The sequence below is a fragment of the Shigella sp. FJ200513 genome, from assembly GCF_040495915.1.
GTDB lineage: Bacteria > Pseudomonadota > Gammaproteobacteria > Enterobacterales > Enterobacteriaceae > ECMA0423.
Genome location: NZ_JBDYCV010000058.1, coordinates 8039 through 25806 on the forward strand (window position 1 = coordinate 8039; position 17768 = coordinate 25806).

Here is a 17768-nt window from a genome sequence, read left to right on the forward strand (position 1 = left end):
AAGCGGGAATAGCTCAGTTGGTAGAGCACGACCTTGCCAAGGTCGGGGTCGCGAGTTCGAGTCTCGTTTCCCGCTCCAAAATTTGAAAGTGCTGTAAGGCACAGACCACCCAAGCGGGAATAGCTCAGTTGGTAGAGCACGACCTTGCCAAGGTCGGGGTCGCGAGTTCGAGTCTCGTTTCCCGCTCCAAAATTTGAAAGTGCTGTAAGGCACAGACCACCCAAGCGGGAATAGCTCAGTTGGTAGAGCACGACCTTGCCAAGGTCGGGGTCGCGAGTTCGAGTCTCGTTTCCCGCTCCAAATTCTTCTCTCAATAAAATATCTACAGCGACGCGATGCGTTATTGCTGGTTTTTGTTGTCTCTGACAAACTCTTGTAAACAGAGTTATCCACAGCCTCAGGCTGTAATCTTAATTTCAAAGAAACTTCGCACGGTGAATGGTATTTTTTTAACCTATTGATAAATAAGTTAAAAATCAAGATTCCGTTTTGTCGAGTCGATCACTTGACGATTTTATTCGTCTTGAATTGCAATGCGTTTTTATTTTTATTCACAAGCTGTGGATGAATCAGGCGTCACGCGGTAACCCTTTTTCAATCACCCGAACCAGACGCTGTTTTTTCGGCAATTGCACTTCGACTATGCACGCATTTCGTCTCTCTATTTGCTGCGCAATCGCCCACGCTATGTGCTCATCGAGAAGTGGGTGCTCACCTTTACGACTTTCCAGCGCTGTCAAAATCGTTTCATCCCAAGGGGCATTGCCTAATGCCACGGCGATATTACGCAGCCAGCGCAGGTGACCTATACGGCGAATCGCCGATCCTTCCGTGACTTTTAAAAACTTCTCTTCGCTCCAGGCAAATAACTCAATGAGTTCCGGTGCGTGTAGCGGCTTACGCGGGCTGAAATCGTCTTCTGTAGTGAGTTGCGAATAGCGATTCCACGGGCAGATAAGCTGGCAGTCATCGCAACCGTAAATACGGTTTCCCATTAACGGTCGCAACTCTTCCGGGAGCGCCCCTTCAAGTTCGATGGTGAGATAAGAGATACAGCGGCGAGCATCGACGGTATATGGCTCGACGATGGCACCGGTCGGGCAAATCGTCATACAGGCCACGCATTTGCCGCATCCTTCCTCGACTGGTTGATCCACGGGCAGCGGAATATCGACCAGCAATTCGCCTAAAAAGAAGAACGAACCGGCCTCGCGATTGAGGATAAGTGAGTGCTTACCTGTCCAGCCGAGCCCAGCTTTTTCAGCTAACGGGCGCTCGAGAATAGGCGCAGAATCGACAAACGGTCTAAAATTCAGCGAAACACAATGTTGCTGAATCATCTCGCCCAGCTTTTTGAGTCGGTTGCGCAGAAGTTTGTGATAGTCACGGCCCAGCGCATAACGGCTAACATAGCCGAGTTTGGGGTTTTTCAGCGTGCTGGCAAATGCGGCGTTAGCAGGAAGGTAATTCATCCGCACGCTGATTACACGCAGCGTACCGGGTAATAACTCATGGGGGCGAGCGCGCAGCATACCGTGACGTGCCATCCAGTCCATTTCGCCGTGGTATTGTTTGTCCAGCCATGCTTGCAGTTTGGGCTCGGACTCGCTGAGATCGGTATCGGTAATACCTACCTGCTGAAAGCCCAGTTCCAGCCCCCACTGTTTAATTTTTTGCGCTAACTGATTGAGATCGAGGGGCTCTGACATGACGGACCATACAATGAAGAAAAACCCCGTAAGTATACCACACACCGTCTGGTACGCCGACGATATCCGCCGCGGAGAACGCGAGGCGGCAGATGTGCTGGGGCTCACACTCTATGAGCTGATGCTTCGCGCTGGCGAGGCCGCATTCCAGGTGTGTCGTTCGGCGTATCCTGACGCCCGCCACTGGCTGGTGCTGTGCGGTCATGGTAATAACGGCGGCGATGGCTACGTGGTCGCGCGACTGGCCAAAGCGGTCGGCATTGAGGTCACGTTGTTGGCCCAGGAGAGCGACAAACCGTTGCCGGAAGAGGCCGCGCTGGCACGCGAAGCATGGTTAAACGCGGGTGGCGAGATCCATGCTTCGAATATTGTCTGGCCCGAATCGGTAGATCTGATTGTTGATGCGCTGCTCGGTACCGGCTTGCAGCAAGCGCCCCGCGAATCCATTAGCCAGTTAATCGACCACGCTAATTCCCATCCTGCGCCGATTGTGGCGGTTGATATCCCTTCCGGCCTGCTGGCTGAAACCGGCGCTACGCCAGGCGCAGTGATCAACGCCGATCACACCATCACTTTTATTGCGCTGAAACTAGGCTTGCTCACTGGAAAAGCGCGGGATGTTACAGGACAACTGCATTTTGACTCACTGGGGCTGGATAGCTGGCTGGCAGGTCAGGAGACGAAAATTCAGCGGTTTTCGGCAGAACAACTTTCTCACTGGCTGAAACCGCGTCGCCCGACTTCGCATAAAGGCGATCACGGGCGGCTGGTGATTATCGGTGGCGATCACGGCACGGCGGGGGCTATTCGTATGACGGGGGAAGCGGCGCTACGTGCTGGTGCTGGTTTAGTCCGAGTACTGACCCGCAGTGAGAACATTGCGCCGCTGCTGACTGCACGACCAGAATTGATGGTGCATGAACTGACTATGGACTCTCTTACCGAAAGCCTGGAATGGGCCGATGTGGTGGTGATTGGTCCCGGTCTGGGCCAGCAAGAGTGGGGGAAAAAAGCCCTGCAAAAAGTTGAGAATTTTCGCAAACCGATGTTGTGGGATGCCGATGCATTGAACCTGCTGGCAATCAATCCCGATAAGCGTCACAATCGCGTGATCACGCCGCATCCTAGCGAGGCCGCACGGTTGTTAGGCTGTTCCGTCGCTGAAATTGAAAGTGACCGCTTACATTGCGCCAAACGTCTGGTACAACGTTATGGCGGCGTAGCGGTGCTGAAAGGTGCCGGAACCGTGGTCGCCGCCCATCCTGACGCTTTAGGCATTATTGATGCCGGAAATGCAGGCATGGCGAGCGGCGGCATGGGCGATGTGCTCTCTGGTATTATTGGCGCATTGCTTGGGCAAAAACTGTCGCCGTATGATGCAGCCTGTGCAGGCTGTGTCGCGCACGGTGCGGCAGCTGACGTACTGGCGGCGCGTTTTGGAACGCGCGGGATGCTGGCAACCGATCTCTTTTCCACGCTACAGCGTATTGTTAACCCGGAAGTGACTGATAAAAACCATGATGAATCGAGTAATTCCGCTCCCTGATGAGCAGGCAACATTAGACCTGGGCGAGCGGGTAGCGAAAGCCTGCGATGGCGCAACCGTAATCTATCTGTATGGCGATTTAGGCGCAGGTAAAACCACCTTTAGCCGGGGCTTTTTACAGGCTCTGGGTCATCAGGGTAATGTCAAAAGCCCCACTTATACGCTGGTCGAACCCTATACGCTCGACAACTTAATGGTCTATCACTTTGATTTGTACCGCCTTGCCGATCCCGAGGAGCTGGAGTTTATGGGGATCCGCGATTATTTTGCCAACGATGCCATCTGCCTGGTGGAGTGGCCACAACAAGGTACAGGTGTTCTTCCTGACCCGGATGTCGAAATACACATTGATTATCAGGCACAAGGCCGTGAGGCGCGCGTGAGTGCGGTTTCCTCTGCGGGTGAATTGTTGCTGGCGCGTTTAGCCGGTTAACCTTTGAAAGGTGGCGGGATGATGTATCGCATCAGAAATTGGTTGGTAGCGACGCTGCTGCTGCTGTGCACGCCGGTGGGTGCCGCGACGCTCTCTGATATTCAGGTTTCTAACGGTAATCAACAGGCGCGGATAACGTTGAGTTTTATTGGCGATCCTGATTATGCGTTTAGCCATCAAAGCAAACGCACCGTGGCGCTCGATATCAAACAAACGGGCATGATTCAGGGACTGCCGTTGTTGTTCAGCGGCAATAATCTGGTGAAGGCGATTCGCTCTGGAACGCCTAAAGATGCACAAACGCTACGGCTGGTGGTCGATCTTACCGAAAACGGTAAAACCGAAGCGGTGAAGCGGCAGAATGGCAGCAATTACACTGTCGTCTTTACGATTAACGCCGATGTGCCGCCACCGCCTCCTCCGCCGCCCGTGGTTGCGAAACGCGTTGAAACGCCTGCGGTTGTCGCACCGCGCGTCAGCGAACCGGCGCGCAATCCGTTTAAAACGGAAAGTAACCGCACTACGGGTGTTATCAGCAGTAATACGGTAACGCGTCCGGCAGCGCGCGCGACGGCTAACACTGGCGATAAAATTATCATCGCTATTGATGCCGGACACGGCGGTCAGGACCCTGGCGCTATCGGCCCCGGTGGTACGCGGGAGAAAAATGTCACCATCGCCATCGCGCGTAAATTGCGTACTTTGCTCAATGACGATCCGATGTTTAAAGGCGTTTTAACCCGTGACGGGGATTACTTTATCTCGGTGATGGGGCGCAGTGATGTGGCACATAAGCAAAACGCCAATTTCCTCGTGTCGATTCACGCTGATGCCGCACCGAACCGTAGTGCGACTGGCGCTTCCGTATGGGTGCTCTCTAACCGTCGCGCCAACAGTGAAATGGCCAGCTGGCTGGAGCAGCACGAGAAACTGTCGGAGCTGCTGGGTGGGGCGGGTGATGTGCTGGCGAACAGTCAGTCTGACCCCTATTTAAGCCAGGCGGTGCTGGATTTACAGTTCGGTCATTCCCAGCGGGTAGGGTATGATGTAGCGACCAGTATGATCAGTCAGTTGCAACGCATTGGCGAAATACATAAACGTCGACCAGAACACGCCAGCCTTGGCGTTCTGCGCTCGCCGGATATCCCATCAGTACTGGTCGAAACCGGTTTTATCAGCAACAACAGCGAAGAACGTTTGCTGGCGAGCGACGATTACCAACAACAGCTGGCAGAAGCCATTTACAAAGGCCTGCGCAATTACTTCCTTGCGCATCCGATGCAATCTGCGCCGCAGGGTGCAACGGCACAAACTGCCAGTACGGTGACGACGCCAGATCGCACGCTGCCAAACTAAGGACGATTGATGCCAATTCAGGTCTTACCGCCACAACTGGCGAACCAGATTGCCGCAGGTGAGGTGGTCGAGCGACCTGCGTCGGTAGTCAAAGAACTAGTGGAAAACAGCCTCGATGCAGGTGCGACGCGTATCGATATTGATATCGAACGCGGTGGGGCGAAACTTATCCGCATTCGTGATAACGGCTGCGGTATCAAAAAAGATGAGCTGGCGCTGGCGCTGGCTCGTCATGCCACCAGTAAAATCGCCTCTCTGGACGATCTCGAAGCCATTATCAGCCTGGGCTTTCGCGGTGAGGCGCTGGCGAGTATCAGTTCGGTTTCCCGCCTGACGCTCACTTCACGCACCGCAGAACAGCAGGAAGCCTGGCAGGCCTATGCCGAAGGACGCGACATGGACGTGACGGTTAAACCGGCAGCGCATCCGGTGGGAACGACGCTGGAGGTGCTGGATCTGTTCTACAACACCCCGGCGCGGCGCAAATTCCTGCGCACCGAGAAAACCGAATTTAGCCATATTGATGAAATCATCCGCCGCATTGCGCTGGCGCGTTTCGACGTCACGATCAACCTGTCGCATAACGGTAAAATTGTGCGTCAGTACCGCGCAGTGCCGGAAGGCGGGCAAAAAGAACGGCGCTTAGGCGCGATTTGCGGCACCGCTTTTCTCGAACAAGCGCTGGCGATTGAATGGCAACACGGCGATCTCACCCTGCGCGGCTGGGTGGCCGATCCAAATCACACTACGCCCGCACTGGCGGAAATTCAGTATTGCTACGTGAATGGTCGCATGATGCGCGATCGCCTGATCAATCATGCGATCCGCCAGGCCTGCGAAGACAAACTGGGGGCCGATCAGCAACCGGCATTTGTGTTGTATCTGGAGATCGACCCGCATCAGGTGGACGTCAACGTACACCCCGCCAAACACGAAGTGCGTTTCCATCAGTCGCGTCTGGTGCATGATTTTATCTATCAGGGCGTGCTGAGCGTGCTACAACAGCAACTGGAAACGCCGCTACCGCTGGACGATGAACCACAACCCGCACCGCGTGCCATCCCGGAAAACCGCGTGGCGGCGGGGCGCAATCACTTTGCAGAACCGGCAGCTCGTGAGCCGGTAGCTCCGCGCTACTCTCCTGCGCCCGCCTCAGGCAGTCGTCCGGCTGCCCCCTGGCCGAATGCGCAGCCAGGCTACCAGAAACAGCAAGGTGAAGTGTATCGCCAGCTTTTGCAAACGCCCGCGCCGATGCAAAAACCAAAAGCGCCGGAACCGCAGGAACCTGCACTTGCGGCGAACAGTCAGAGTTTTGGTCGGGTACTGACTATCGTCCATTCCGACTGTGCGTTGCTGGAGCGCGATGGCAACATTTCACTTTTATCCTTGCCAGTGGCAGAACGTTGGCTGCGTCAGGCACAATTGACGCCGGGTGAAGCGCCCGTTTGCGCCCAGCCGCTGCTGATTCCGTTGCGGCTAAAAGTTTCTGGCGAAGAAAAATCGGCATTAGAAAAAGCGCAGTCTGCCCTAGCGGAATTGGGTATTGATTTCCAGTCAGATGCACAGCATGTGACCATCAGGGCCGTGCCTTTACCCTTACGCCAACAAAATTTACAAATCTTGATTCCTGAACTGATAGGCTACCTGGCGAAGCAGTCCGTATTCGAACCTGGCAATATTGCGCAGTGGATTGCACGAAATCTGATGAGCGAACATGCGCAGTGGTCAATGGCACAGGCCATAACCCTGCTGGCGGACGTGGAACGGTTATGTCCGCAACTTGTGAAAACGCCGCCGGGTGGTCTGTTACAATCTGTTGATTTACATCCGGCGATAAAAGCCCTGAAAGATGAGTGATATCAGTAAGGCGAGCCTGCCTAAGGCGATTTTTTTGATGGGGCCGACGGCCTCCGGTAAAACGGCGTTAGCCATTGAGCTGCGTAAAATTTTACCAGTAGAGTTGATAAGCGTTGATTCTGTCCTTATTTACAAAGGGATGGATATCGGGACGGCGAAGCCGAACGCTGAAGAGTTACTCGCCGCGCCGCACCGATTGCTGGATATTCGCGATCCGTCGCAGGCTTACTCGGCTGCTGATTTTCGCCGCGATGCGCTGGCGGAAATGGCCGATATCACCGCGGCGGGGCGGATCCCACTGTTAGTGGGCGGTACGATGTTGTATTTCAAGGCATTGCTGGAAGGGTTGTCGCCGCTACCGTCGGCAGACCCGGAAGTGCGGGCCAGAATTGAGCAACAGGCGGCAGAGCAAGGTTGGGAGTCATTGCATCGTCAACTTCAGGAGGTAGATCCGGTTGCGGCAGCAAGGATTCATCCAAATGATCCACAAAGGCTTTCCCGGGCACTGGAAGTTTTTTTCATTTCGGGTAAAACTTTAACGGAACTGACGCAAACGTCAGGAGACGCTCTACCGTATCAGGTGCATCAGTTCGCCATCGCCCCGGCGAGCCGTGAACTGCTCCATCAACGCATTGAGCAGCGTTTTCATCAGATGTTGGCTTCAGGTTTTGAAGCAGAAGTCCGGGCGCTTTTTGCCCGAGGAGATTTGCATACGGACTTGCCTTCCATTCGTTGCGTGGGTTATCGCCAGATGTGGTCTTACCTTGAAGGCGAAATCTCATACGATGAAATGGTTTATCGAGGTGTTTGCGCCACGAGACAGTTGGCGAAGCGGCAGATAACCTGGCTGCGTGGTTGGGAAGGGGTTCACTGGCTTGACAGTGAAAAACCAGAACAGGCGCGTGACGAAGTATTACAGGTTGTTGGTGCTATCGCAGGCTGAATGTGTACAATTGAGACGTATCGTGCGCAATTTTTTCAGAATCGAAAGGTTCAAAGTACAAATAAGCATATAAGGAAAAGAGAGAATGGCTAAGGGGCAATCTTTACAAGATCCGTTCCTGAACGCACTGCGTCGGGAACGTGTTCCAGTTTCTATTTATTTGGTGAATGGTATTAAGCTGCAAGGGCAAATCGAGTCTTTTGATCAGTTCGTGATCCTGTTGAAAAACACGGTCAGCCAGATGGTTTACAAGCACGCGATTTCTACTGTTGTCCCATCTCGCCCGGTTTCTCATCACAGTAACAACGCCGGTGGCGGTACCAGCAGTAACTACCATCATGGTAGCAGCGCGCAGAATACTTCCGCGCAACAGGACAGCGAAGAAACCGAATAAGGTTTCGGGCTGTTTTTTTACACGGGGAGCCAGCGATCCTGCGTTCCCCGCTGATCTATTTAGAGGGTTATACGCTTGTTTGACCGTTATGATGCTGGTGAGCAGGCGGTACTGGTACACATCTATTTTACGCAAGACAAAGATATGGAAGACCTCCAGGAGTTTGAATCTCTGGTCTCTTCCGCCGGTGTCGAAGCATTGCAGGTGATTACCGGTAGCCGTAAAGCGCCGCACCCAAAGTATTTTGTAGGTGAAGGTAAAGCAGTTGAAATTGCGGAAGCTGTCAAAGCGATGGGTGCTTCGGTCGTTCTTTTTGACCATGCCCTGAGCCCGGCGCAAGAGCGTAACCTGGAGCGTTTGTGCGAGTGTCGTGTTATCGACCGCACCGGCCTTATTTTAGATATTTTCGCCCAACGTGCGCGTACCCATGAGGGTAAGTTGCAGGTTGAGCTGGCGCAGCTGCGCCATCTGGCTACGCGCCTGGTGCGTGGCTGGACCCACCTTGAAAGACAGAAAGGCGGGATAGGTTTGCGTGGTCCGGGTGAAACCCAGCTCGAAACCGACCGTCGTTTGTTGCGTAATCGCATCGTGCAGATACAGTCGCGCCTGGAAAGAGTTGAAAAGCAGCGTGAGCAGGGGCGGCAATCGCGTATCAAAGCCGACGTTCCTACTGTTTCGCTGGTGGGATATACCAACGCCGGTAAATCTACCCTTTTCAATCGCATCACCGAAGCGCGGGTCTACGCGGCAGACCAGTTGTTTGCCACCCTCGACCCGACGTTGCGGCGTATTGACGTTGCAGATGTCGGTGAAACCGTACTTGCAGATACCGTAGGGTTTATTCGCCACCTGCCGCACGATCTGGTGGCGGCATTTAAAGCCACGTTACAAGAGACGCGGCAAGCCACATTACTGCTGCACGTCATTGATGCGGCGGATGTGCGTGTACAAGAAAACATCGAAGCGGTGAATACGGTTCTTGAAGAGATCGACGCTCACGAGATCCCAACCCTGCTGGTGATGAACAAGATCGATATGCTGGAAGATTTCGAACCGCGTATTGATCGGGACGAAGAGAACAAACCGATCCGTGTCTGGCTTTCCGCACAGACCGGAGCGGGGATACCACAGCTTTTTCAGGCTTTGACGGAGCGGCTTTCCGGCGAGGTGGCGCAGCATACATTGCGTCTGCCACCGCAGGAAGGGCGTCTGAGGAGTCGTTTTTATCAGCTTCAGGCAATAGAAAAAGAGTGGATGGAGGAGGACGGCAGCGTAAGTCTGCAAGTTCGTATGCCGATCGTTGACTGGCGTCGCCTCTGTAAACAAGAACCGGCGTTGATCGATTACCTGATCTAACGGCGTAGCGTCTGAAGCGTGGAGTCATATCCTCTGGCGTCGAAAGACAACAGGGATCACCGCATAACAAATATGGAGCACAAACATGGCGTGGAATCAGCCCGGTAATAACGGACAAGACCGCGACCCGTGGGGAAGCAGCAAACCTGGCGGCAACTCTGAGGGAAATGGAAACAAAGGCGGTCGCGATCAAGGGCCACCTGATTTAGATGATATCTTCCGCAAACTGAGCAAAAAGCTCGGTGGTCTGGGCGGCGGTAAAGGCACCGGATCTGGCGGTGGCAGTTCATCGCAAGGCCCGCGCCCGCAGCTTGGCGGTCGTGTCGTTACCATCGCAGCGGCAGCGATTGTCATTATCTGGGCGGCCAGTGGTTTCTATACCATTAAAGAAGCCGAACGCGGCGTGGTAACACGCTTTGGTAAATTCAGCCATCTGGTTGAGCCGGGTCTGAACTGGAAACCGACGTTTATCGACGAAGTCAAACCGGTGAACGTGGAAGCCGTGCGTGAACTGGCCGCTTCTGGTGTGATGCTGACGTCGGACGAGAACGTAGTGCGCGTTGAGATGAACGTGCAGTACCGCGTCACCAATCCGGAAAAATATCTGTATAGCGTGACCAGCCCGGATGACAGCCTGCGTCAGGCTACCGACAGCGCCCTGCGTGGAGTTATCGGTAAATACACCATGGACCGCATTCTGACGGAAGGTCGTACCGTGATTCGTAGCGATACTCAGCGCGAACTGGAAGAGACGATTCGTCCGTATGACATGGGTATCACGCTGCTGGACGTCAACTTCCAGGCTGCTCGTCCGCCGGAAGAAGTAAAAGCGGCGTTTGACGATGCGATTGCCGCGCGTGAAAACGAACAGCAATACATTCGTGAAGCAGAAGCGTATTCCAACGAAGTTCAGCCGCGTGCGAACGGTCAGGCGCAACGTATCCTCGAAGAGGCGCGTGCGTACAAGGCCCAGACCATCCTGGAAGCTCAGGGTGAAGTGGCGCGCTTTGCTAAACTTCTGCCGGAATATAAAGCCGCGCCGGAAATTACTCGCGAGCGTCTGTATATCGAGACGATGGAAAAAGTGTTGGGTAACACCCGCAAAGTGCTGGTTAACGATAAAGGTGGCAACCTGATGGTTCTGCCGTTAGACCAGATGCTGAAAGGTGGTAACGCCCCTGCGGCGAAGAGCGATAACGGTGCCAGCAATCTGCTGCGTCTGCCGCCAGCCTCTTCCTCCACAACCAGTGGAGCAAGCAACACGTCGTCCACCAGTCAGGGCGATATTATGGACCAACGCCGCGCCAACGCGCAGCGTAACGACTACCAGCGTCAGGGGGAATAACGATGCGTAAGTCAGTTATCGCGATTATCATCATCGTGCTGGTAGTGCTTTACATGTCTGTCTTTGTCGTCAAAGAAGGTGAGCGCGGTATTACGCTGCGTTTTGGTAAGGTACTGCGTGACGATGACAACAAACCTTTGGTTTATGAGCCTGGTCTGCATTTCAAGATACCGTTCATTGAAACGGTGAAAATGCTCGACGCACGTATTCAGACCATGGACAACCAGGCCGACCGCTTTGTGACCAAAGAGAAGAAAGACCTGATCGTCGACTCTTACATCAAATGGCGCATCAGCGATTTCAGCCGTTACTACCTGGCAACGGGTGGTGGCGACATTTCGCAAGCGGAAGTGCTGTTGAAACGTAAGTTCTCTGACCGTCTGCGTTCTGAAATTGGTCGCCTGGACGTGAAAGATATCGTCACCGATTCCCGTGGTCGTCTGACCCTCGAAGTACGTGACGCGCTGAACTCCGGTTCTGCGGGTACAGAAGATGAAGTTACTACCCCGGCAGCAGATAACGCCATTGCCGAAGCGGCAGAGCGCGTAACGGCTGAGACGAAGGGCAAAGTTCCGGTCATCAACCCGAACAGTATGGCGGCGCTGGGTATTGAAGTTGTCGATGTGCGTATCAAGCAGATCAACCTGCCGACCGAAGTGTCTGAAGCGATCTACAACCGTATGCGCGCCGAGCGTGAAGCGGTAGCGCGTCGTCACCGTTCACAAGGTCAGGAAGAAGCGGAAAAACTGCGCGCGACTGCCGACTATGAAGTGACCAGAACGCTGGCAGAAGCTGAGCGTCAGGGCCGCATTATGCGTGGTGAAGGCGATGCCGAAGCAGCCAAACTGTTTGCTGATGCATTCAGTAAAGATCCGGACTTCTACGCATTCATCCGTAGCCTGCGTGCTTATGAGAACAGCTTCTCTGGCAATCAGGACGTGATGGTCATGAGCCCGGATAGCGATTTCTTCCGCTACATGAAGACGCCGACTTCCGCAACGCGTTAATATAACGACTGCGGTACAGGTCAATAAAGCCACCGCATCCTCAGGGATGTCGGTGGTTTTCTTTTTCTATAAGGATAATGAATGAATTCGACAATCTGGCTGGCGCTTGCCCTGGTTTTGGTACTGGAAGGTTTAGGGCCGATGCTTTACCCGAAGGCATGGAAGAAGATGATCTCTGCGATGACCAATTTGCCCGATAATATTTTACGTCGTTTTGGCGGTGGACTTGTGGTTGCGGGCGTTGTGGTCTACTACATGTTGAGGAAAACGATTGGCTGAACAAAAAACAGACTGATCGAGGTCATTTTTGAGTGCAAAAAGTGCTGTAACTCTGAAAAAGCGATGGTAGAATCCATTTTTAAGCAAACGGTGATTTTGAAAAATGGGTAACAACGTCGTCGTACTGGGCACCCAATGGGGTGACGAAGGTAAAGGTAAGATCGTCGATCTTCTGACTGAACGGGCTAAATATGTTGTACGCTACCAGGGCGGTCACAACGCAGGCCATACTCTCGTAATCAACGGTGAAAAAACCGTTCTCCATCTTATTCCATCAGGTATTCTCCGCGAGAATGTAACCAGCATCATCGGTAACGGTGTTGTGCTGTCTCCGGCCGCGCTGATGAAAGAGATGAAAGAACTGGAAGACCGTGGCATCCCCGTTCGTGAGCGTCTGCTGCTGTCTGAAGCATGTCCGCTGATCCTTGATTATCACGTTGCTCTGGATAACGCGCGTGAGAAAGCGCGTGGCGCGAAAGCGATCGGCACCACCGGTCGTGGTATCGGGCCTGCTTATGAAGATAAAGTGGCACGTCGCGGTCTGCGTGTTGGCGACCTTTTCGACAAAGAAACCTTCGCTGAAAAACTGAAAGAAGTGATGGAATATCACAACTTCCAGTTGGTTAACTACTACAAAGCTGAAGCGGTTGATTACCAGAAAGTTCTGGATGATACGATGGCTGTTGCCGACATCCTGACTTCTATGGTGGTTGACGTTTCTGACCTGCTCGACCAGGCGCGTCAGCGTGGCGATTTCGTCATGTTCGAAGGTGCGCAGGGTACGCTGCTGGATATCGACCACGGTACTTATCCGTACGTAACTTCTTCCAACACCACTGCTGGTGGCGTGGCGACCGGTTCCGGCCTGGGCCCGCGTTATGTTGATTACGTTCTGGGTATCCTCAAAGCTTACTCAACTCGTGTAGGTGCAGGTCCTTTCCCGGCCGAACTGTTTGATGAAACTGGCGAGTTCCTCTGCAAGCAGGGTAACGAATTCGGTGCAACTACGGGTCGTCGTCGTCGTACCGGCTGGCTGGACACCGTTGCCGTTCGTCGTGCGGTACAGCTGAACTCCCTGTCTGGCTTCTGCCTGACTAAACTGGACGTTCTGGATGGCCTGAAAGAGGTTAAACTCTGCGTGGCTTACCGTATGCCGGATGGTCGCGAAGTGACTACCACTCCGCTGGCAGCTGACGACTGGAAAGGTGTAGAGCCGATTTACGAAACCATGCCGGGCTGGTCTGAATCCACTTTCGGCGTGAAAGATCGTAGCGGCCTGCCGCAGGCGGCGCTGAACTACATCAAGCGTATTGAAGAGCTGACCGGTGTGCCGATCGATATCATCTCTACCGGTCCGGATCGTACTGAAACCATGATTCTGCGCGACCCGTTCGACGCGTAATTCTGGTACGCCTGGCAGATATTTTGCCTGCCGGGCTAACAGTGTGATACATTGCTGTGTCGGTTAAGCCATTACGCTATCCGACACAGTGTTAAATCCTCGCTTTTTTCCTTCCCCGAACTGAAATAAATTAGCGACACAGCTTGTGGCTGGTTTATCATCAATATAAATGTATTTTTTCCCGATTTCCCTTTTGAGGTTGATGTGCAGTTAACGAGTTTCACTGATTACGGATTACGTGCGCTGATCTACATGGCGTCATTGCCAGAAGGGCGGATGACCAGTATTTCTGAAGTGACTGACGTCTACGGCGTCTCCCGTAATCATATGGTCAAAATAATCAATCAACTTAGTCGTGCCGGCTACGTGACTGCTGTTCGTGGAAAAAATGGCGGCATTCGCCTGGGTAAACCGGCGAGTGCGATACGTATTGGTGATGTGGTGCGCGAGCTGGAGCCCTTATCGCTGGTGAATTGCAGCAGTGAGTTTTGCCACATTACACCTGCCTGTCGGTTGAAACAGGCGCTTTCTAAGGCCGTGCAAAGTTTTCTTACGGAACTGGATAACTACACGCTTGCCGATTTGGTTGAAGAGAATCAACCGCTTTATAAATTATTGCTGGTGGAGTGACGAAAATCTTCATCAGAGATGACAACGGAGGAACCGAGATGTCACAAGATCCTTTCCAGGAACGCGAAGCTGAAAAATACGCGAATCCCATCCCTAGTCGGGAATTTATCCTCGAACATTTAACCAAACGTGAAAAACCGGCCAGCCGTGATGAGCTGGCGGTAGAACTGCACATTGAAGGCGAAGAGCAGCTTGAAGGCCTGCGTCGCCGCCTGCGCGCGATGGAGCGCGATGGTCAACTGGTCTTCACTCGTCGTCAGTGCTATGCGCTGCCGGAACGCCTCGACCTGGTGAAAGGTACCGTTATTGGTCACCGTGATGGCTACGGCTTTCTGCGGGTTGAAGGGCGTAAAGATGATTTGTATCTCTCCAGCGAGCAGATGAAAACCTGCATTCATGGCGATCAGGTGCTGGCGCAGCCGCTGGGTGCTGACCGTAAAGGTCGTCGTGAAGCGCGTATTGTCCGCGTACTGGTGCCAAAAACCAGCCAGATTGTTGGTCGCTACTTTACCGAAGCGGGCGTCGGCTTTGTGGTTCCTGACGATAGCCGTCTGAGCTTCGATATCTTAATCCCGCCCGATCAGATCATGGGCGCGCGGATGGGCTTTGTGGTCGTAGTCGAACTGACTCAGCGTCCGACTCGCCGCACCAAAGCGGTGGGTAAAATCGTCGAAGTGCTGGGCGACAATATGGGCACCGGCATGGCGGTTGATATCGCTCTGCGTACCCATGAAATTCCGTATATCTGGCCGCAGGCTGTTGAGCAACAGGTTGCGGGGCTGAAAGAAGAAGTGCCGGAAGAAGCAAAAGCGGGCCGTGTCGATTTGCGCGATTTACCGCTGGTCACCATTGATGGCGAAGACGCCCGTGACTTTGACGATGCAGTTTACTGCGAGAAAAAACGCGGCGGCGGCTGGCGTTTATGGGTCGCGATTGCCGACGTCAGCTACTATGTGCGTCCGCCAACGCCGCTGGACAGAGAAGCGCGTAACCGTGGCACGTCGGTGTACTTCCCTTCGCAGGTTATCCCGATGCTGCCGGAAGTGCTCTCTAACGGCCTGTGTTCGCTCAACCCGCAGGTAGACCGCCTGTGTATGGTGTGCGAGATGACGGTTTCGTCGAAAGGCCGCCTGACGGGCTACAAATTCTACGAAGCGGTGATGAGCTCTCACGCGCGTCTGACCTACACCAAAGTCTGGCATATTCTGCAGGGCGATCAGGATCTGCGCGAGCAGTACGCCCCGCTGGTTAAGCATCTCGAAGAGTTGCATAACCTCTATAAAGTGCTGGATAAAGCCCGTGAAGAACGCGGTGGGATCTCATTTGAGAGCGAAGAAGCGAAGTTCATTTTCAACGCTGAACGCCGTATTGAACGTATCGAACAGACCCAGCGTAACGACGCGCACAAATTAATTGAAGAGTGCATGATTCTGGCGAATATCTCGGCGGCGCGTTTCGTTGAGAAAGCGAAAGAACCGGCACTGTTCCGTATTCACGACAAGCCGAGCACCGAAGCGATTACCTCTTTCCGTTCAGTGCTGGCGGAGCTGGGGCTGGAGCTGCCGGGTGGTAACAAGCCGGAACCGCGTGACTACGCGGAACTGCTGGAGTCGGTTGCCGACCGTCCTGATGCAGAAATGCTGCAAACCATGCTGCTACGCTCGATGAAACAGGCGATTTACGATCCAGAAAACCGTGGTCACTTCGGTCTGGCATTGCAGTCCTATGCGCACTTTACTTCGCCGATTCGTCGTTATCCTGACCTGACGCTGCACCGCGCCATTAAATATCTGCTGGCGAAAGAGCAGGGGCATCAGGGCAACACCACTGAAACCGGCGGCTACCATTATTCGATGGAAGAGATGTTGCAACTGGGTCAGCACTGTTCGATGGCGGAACGTCGTGCCGACGAAGCAACGCGCGATGTCGCTGACTGGCTGAAGTGTGACTTCATGCTCGACCAGGTAGGTAACGTCTTTAAAGGCGTAATTTCCAGCGTCACTGGCTTTGGCTTCTTCGTCCGTCTGGACGACTTGTTCATTGATGGTCTGGTCCATGTCTCTTCGCTGGACAATGACTACTATCGCTTTGACCAGGTAGGGCAACGCCTGATGGGGGAATCCAGCGGCCAGACTTATCGCCTGGGCGATCGCGTGGAAGTTCGCGTCGAAGCGGTTAATATGGACGAGCGCAAAATCGACTTTAGTCTGATCTCCAGTGAACGCGCACCGCGCAACGTCGGTAAAACGGCGCGCGAGAAAGCGAAAAAAGGCGATGCAGGCAAAAAAGGCGGCAAGCGTTGTCAGGTCGGTAAAAAGGTAAACTTTGAGCCAGACAGCGCCTTCCGCGGTGAGAAAAAAACGAAGCCGAAAGCGGCGAAGAAAGACGCGAGAAAAGCGAAAAAGCCATCGGCGAAAACGCAGAAAATAGCCGCAGCGACCAAAGCGAAGCGTGCGGCGAAGAAAAAAGTGGCAGAGTGATCAATACCCTCTTTAAAAGAAGAGGGTTAGATTGCTGACAAAATGCGCTTTGTTCATGCCGGATGCGGCGTGAACGCCTTATCCGGCCTACATAATCACGCAAATTCAATATATTGCAGAGATCATGTAGGCCGGATAAACGTAGTGCATCAGGCAAAACGTAAACAACGAGTACATTAATGAGCGAAATGATTTACGGCATCCACGCAGTGCAGGCCCTGCTGGAGCGCGCCCCTGAACGTTTTCAGGAAGTCTTTATTTTAAAAGGCCGTGAAGATAAACGTCTGTTACCGCTGATTCACGCCCTTGAGTCTCAGGGCGTGGTTATCCAGTTGGCAAACCGCCAATATCTCGACGAGAAAAGCGACGGTGCCGTGCATCAGGGCATTATCGCCCGCGTGAAGCCAGGACGTCAGTATCAGGAAAACGATCTGCCGGATCTGATCGCTTCGCTCGATCAACCGTTCCTGCTGATCCTCGACGGCGTAACCGATCCGCACAACCTCGGCGCGTGCCTGCGTAGTGCGGACGCCGCAGGCGTTCATGCGGTGATTGTGCCGAAAGATCGCTCCGCACAGCTCAACGCTACGGCGAAAAAAGTAGCCTGCGGCGCGGCAGAAAGCGTTCCGCTGATTCGGGTGACTAACCTTGCGCGCACCATGCGTATGTTGCAGGAAGAGAATATCTGGATCGTCGGTACGGCAGGCGAGGCGGATCATACACTCTATCAGAGCAAAATGACCGGACGCCTGGCGCTGGTGATGGGCGCGGAAGGTGAAGGTATGCGTCGCCTGACCCGTGAACATTGCGATGAGTTGATCAGCATCCCAATGGCAGGAAGTGTTTCTTCCCTGAACGTTTCGGTTGCAACCGGAATTTGCTTATTTGAAGCGGTTCGTCAGCGCAGCTAGTTCCTCTGAATTATGAAAAGCCATCCAGATTTGGATGGTTTTTTTGGTAATGCTGCCAACTTACTGATTTAGTGTATGATGGTGATTTTAAGGTGCTTGCGTGGCTTCCATTTCCATCAG

The 17768-nt window shown here is 53.6% G+C and carries 16 protein-coding genes and 3 tRNA genes; 18 read left to right on the plus strand and 1 reads right to left on the minus strand.

The annotated features are described in order from the left end of the window. Window positions 1-2: 2 nt before the first annotated feature. The 4 genes from ABZJ92_RS13390 to ABZJ92_RS13405 all read left to right on the plus strand — a co-directional run bounded on the left by ABZJ92_RS13390 (window position 3) and on the right by ABZJ92_RS13405 (window position 587). Window positions 3-78: transfer RNA gene (locus ABZJ92_RS13390), tRNA-Gly, on the plus strand. Window positions 79-113: 35 nt separating this feature from the next. Next, window positions 114-189, plus strand: a tRNA-Gly gene (locus ABZJ92_RS13395). A 35-nt stretch (window positions 190-224) separates the two neighbouring features. Next, window positions 225-300, plus strand: a tRNA-Gly gene (locus ABZJ92_RS13400). 233 nt (window positions 301-533) lie between these two features. Beyond that, the gene (locus ABZJ92_RS13405; RefSeq protein ID WP_010723271.1) at window positions 534-587 is read left to right on the plus strand and encodes a hypothetical protein; all 54 of its coding nucleotides are present in this window, start codon (window positions 534-536) and stop codon (window positions 585-587) included. Here the strand turns inward: ABZJ92_RS13405 and queG are convergent. Next, window positions 570-1709 (minus strand): tRNA epoxyqueuosine(34) reductase QueG, encoded by a 1140-nt coding sequence (queG, locus tag ABZJ92_RS13410; protein WP_001294228.1) that lies wholly within the window; start codon window positions 1707-1709, stop codon window positions 570-572. The two genes, ABZJ92_RS13405 and queG, sit on opposite strands and share 18 nt — an antisense overlap. On the opposite strand from queG, the gene nnr reads away from it, so the two are divergent. The 14 genes from nnr to rlmB all read left to right on the plus strand — a co-directional run bounded on the left by nnr (window position 1708) and on the right by rlmB (window position 17648). Further along, window positions 1708-3255, plus strand: coding sequence for a bifunctional ADP-dependent NAD(P)H-hydrate dehydratase/NAD(P)H-hydrate epimerase (gene nnr, locus ABZJ92_RS13415; protein ID WP_000129532.1), 1548 nt, complete (start codon window positions 1708-1710; stop codon window positions 3253-3255). The genes queG and nnr overlap by 2 nt on opposite strands. After that, entirely contained in the window at window positions 3227-3688 is a 462-nt protein-coding gene (tsaE, locus tag ABZJ92_RS13420) for a tRNA (adenosine(37)-N6)-threonylcarbamoyltransferase complex ATPase subunit type 1 TsaE (RefSeq protein ID WP_000981977.1), read from the plus strand. Before nnr ends, tsaE begins: the two co-directional genes overlap by 29 nt. Window positions 3689-3706: 18 nt before the next feature. Beyond that, the gene (amiB, locus tag ABZJ92_RS13425; RefSeq protein WP_000990309.1) at window positions 3707-5044 is read left to right on the plus strand and encodes an N-acetylmuramoyl-L-alanine amidase AmiB; all 1338 of its coding nucleotides are present in this window, start codon (window positions 3707-3709) and stop codon (window positions 5042-5044) included. Window positions 5045-5053: 9 nt separating this feature from the next. Then, window positions 5054-6901 carry a DNA mismatch repair endonuclease MutL gene (gene mutL, locus ABZJ92_RS13430; protein WP_001122490.1) on the plus strand — a complete coding sequence of 616 codons (1848 nt, stop codon included), beginning with the start codon at window positions 5054-5056 and terminating at the stop codon, window positions 6899-6901. Beyond that, complete coding sequence (gene miaA, locus ABZJ92_RS13435; RefSeq protein ID WP_001280367.1) at window positions 6894-7844, plus strand: tRNA (adenosine(37)-N6)-dimethylallyltransferase MiaA; 951 nt, start codon at window positions 6894-6896, stop codon at window positions 7842-7844. The genes mutL and miaA overlap by 8 nt, the downstream gene beginning before the upstream one ends. A gap of 85 nt (window positions 7845-7929) precedes the next feature. Then, window positions 7930-8238, plus strand: a complete 309-nt coding sequence (gene hfq, locus ABZJ92_RS13440; RefSeq protein WP_001051883.1) for an RNA chaperone Hfq — start codon at window positions 7930-7932, stop codon at window positions 8236-8238. Window positions 8239-8313: 75 nt separating this feature from the next. Next, window positions 8314-9594, plus strand: coding sequence for a ribosome rescue GTPase HflX (hflX, locus tag ABZJ92_RS13445; protein WP_000460351.1), 1281 nt, complete (start codon window positions 8314-8316; stop codon window positions 9592-9594). An 85-nt stretch (window positions 9595-9679) separates the two neighbouring features. Continuing rightward, window positions 9680-10939 (plus strand): FtsH protease activity modulator HflK, encoded by a 1260-nt coding sequence (hflK, locus tag ABZJ92_RS13450; protein WP_000312485.1) that lies wholly within the window; start codon window positions 9680-9682, stop codon window positions 10937-10939. Window positions 10940-10941: 2 nt separating this feature from the next. Then, on the plus strand, window positions 10942-11946 hold the full coding sequence (hflC, locus tag ABZJ92_RS13455; protein ID WP_001232412.1) for a protease modulator HflC: 1005 nt from the start codon (window positions 10942-10944) through the stop codon (window positions 11944-11946). An 81-nt stretch (window positions 11947-12027) separates the two neighbouring features. Next, window positions 12028-12225, plus strand: coding sequence for a DUF2065 domain-containing protein (locus tag ABZJ92_RS13460; protein WP_001089295.1), 198 nt, complete (start codon window positions 12028-12030; stop codon window positions 12223-12225). A gap of 103 nt (window positions 12226-12328) precedes the next feature. After that, the gene (gene purA / locus ABZJ92_RS13465; protein WP_000527949.1) at window positions 12329-13627 is read left to right on the plus strand and encodes an adenylosuccinate synthase; all 1299 of its coding nucleotides are present in this window, start codon (window positions 12329-12331) and stop codon (window positions 13625-13627) included. A gap of 204 nt (window positions 13628-13831) precedes the next feature. Further along, window positions 13832-14257: a nitric oxide-sensing transcriptional repressor NsrR gene (gene nsrR, locus ABZJ92_RS13470; protein ID WP_001177639.1), complete on the plus strand. Its 426-nt coding sequence runs from the start codon at window positions 13832-13834 to the stop codon at window positions 14255-14257. Between the two features lie 38 nt (window positions 14258-14295). Beyond that, window positions 14296-16737 (plus strand): ribonuclease R, encoded by a 2442-nt coding sequence (gene rnr / locus ABZJ92_RS13475; RefSeq protein ID WP_000076311.1) that lies wholly within the window; start codon window positions 14296-14298, stop codon window positions 16735-16737. A gap of 179 nt (window positions 16738-16916) precedes the next feature. Next, on the plus strand, window positions 16917-17648 hold the full coding sequence (gene rlmB, locus ABZJ92_RS13480; RefSeq protein ID WP_001293282.1) for a 23S rRNA (guanosine(2251)-2'-O)-methyltransferase RlmB: 732 nt from the start codon (window positions 16917-16919) through the stop codon (window positions 17646-17648). Window positions 17649-17768: the final 120 nt, after the last annotated feature.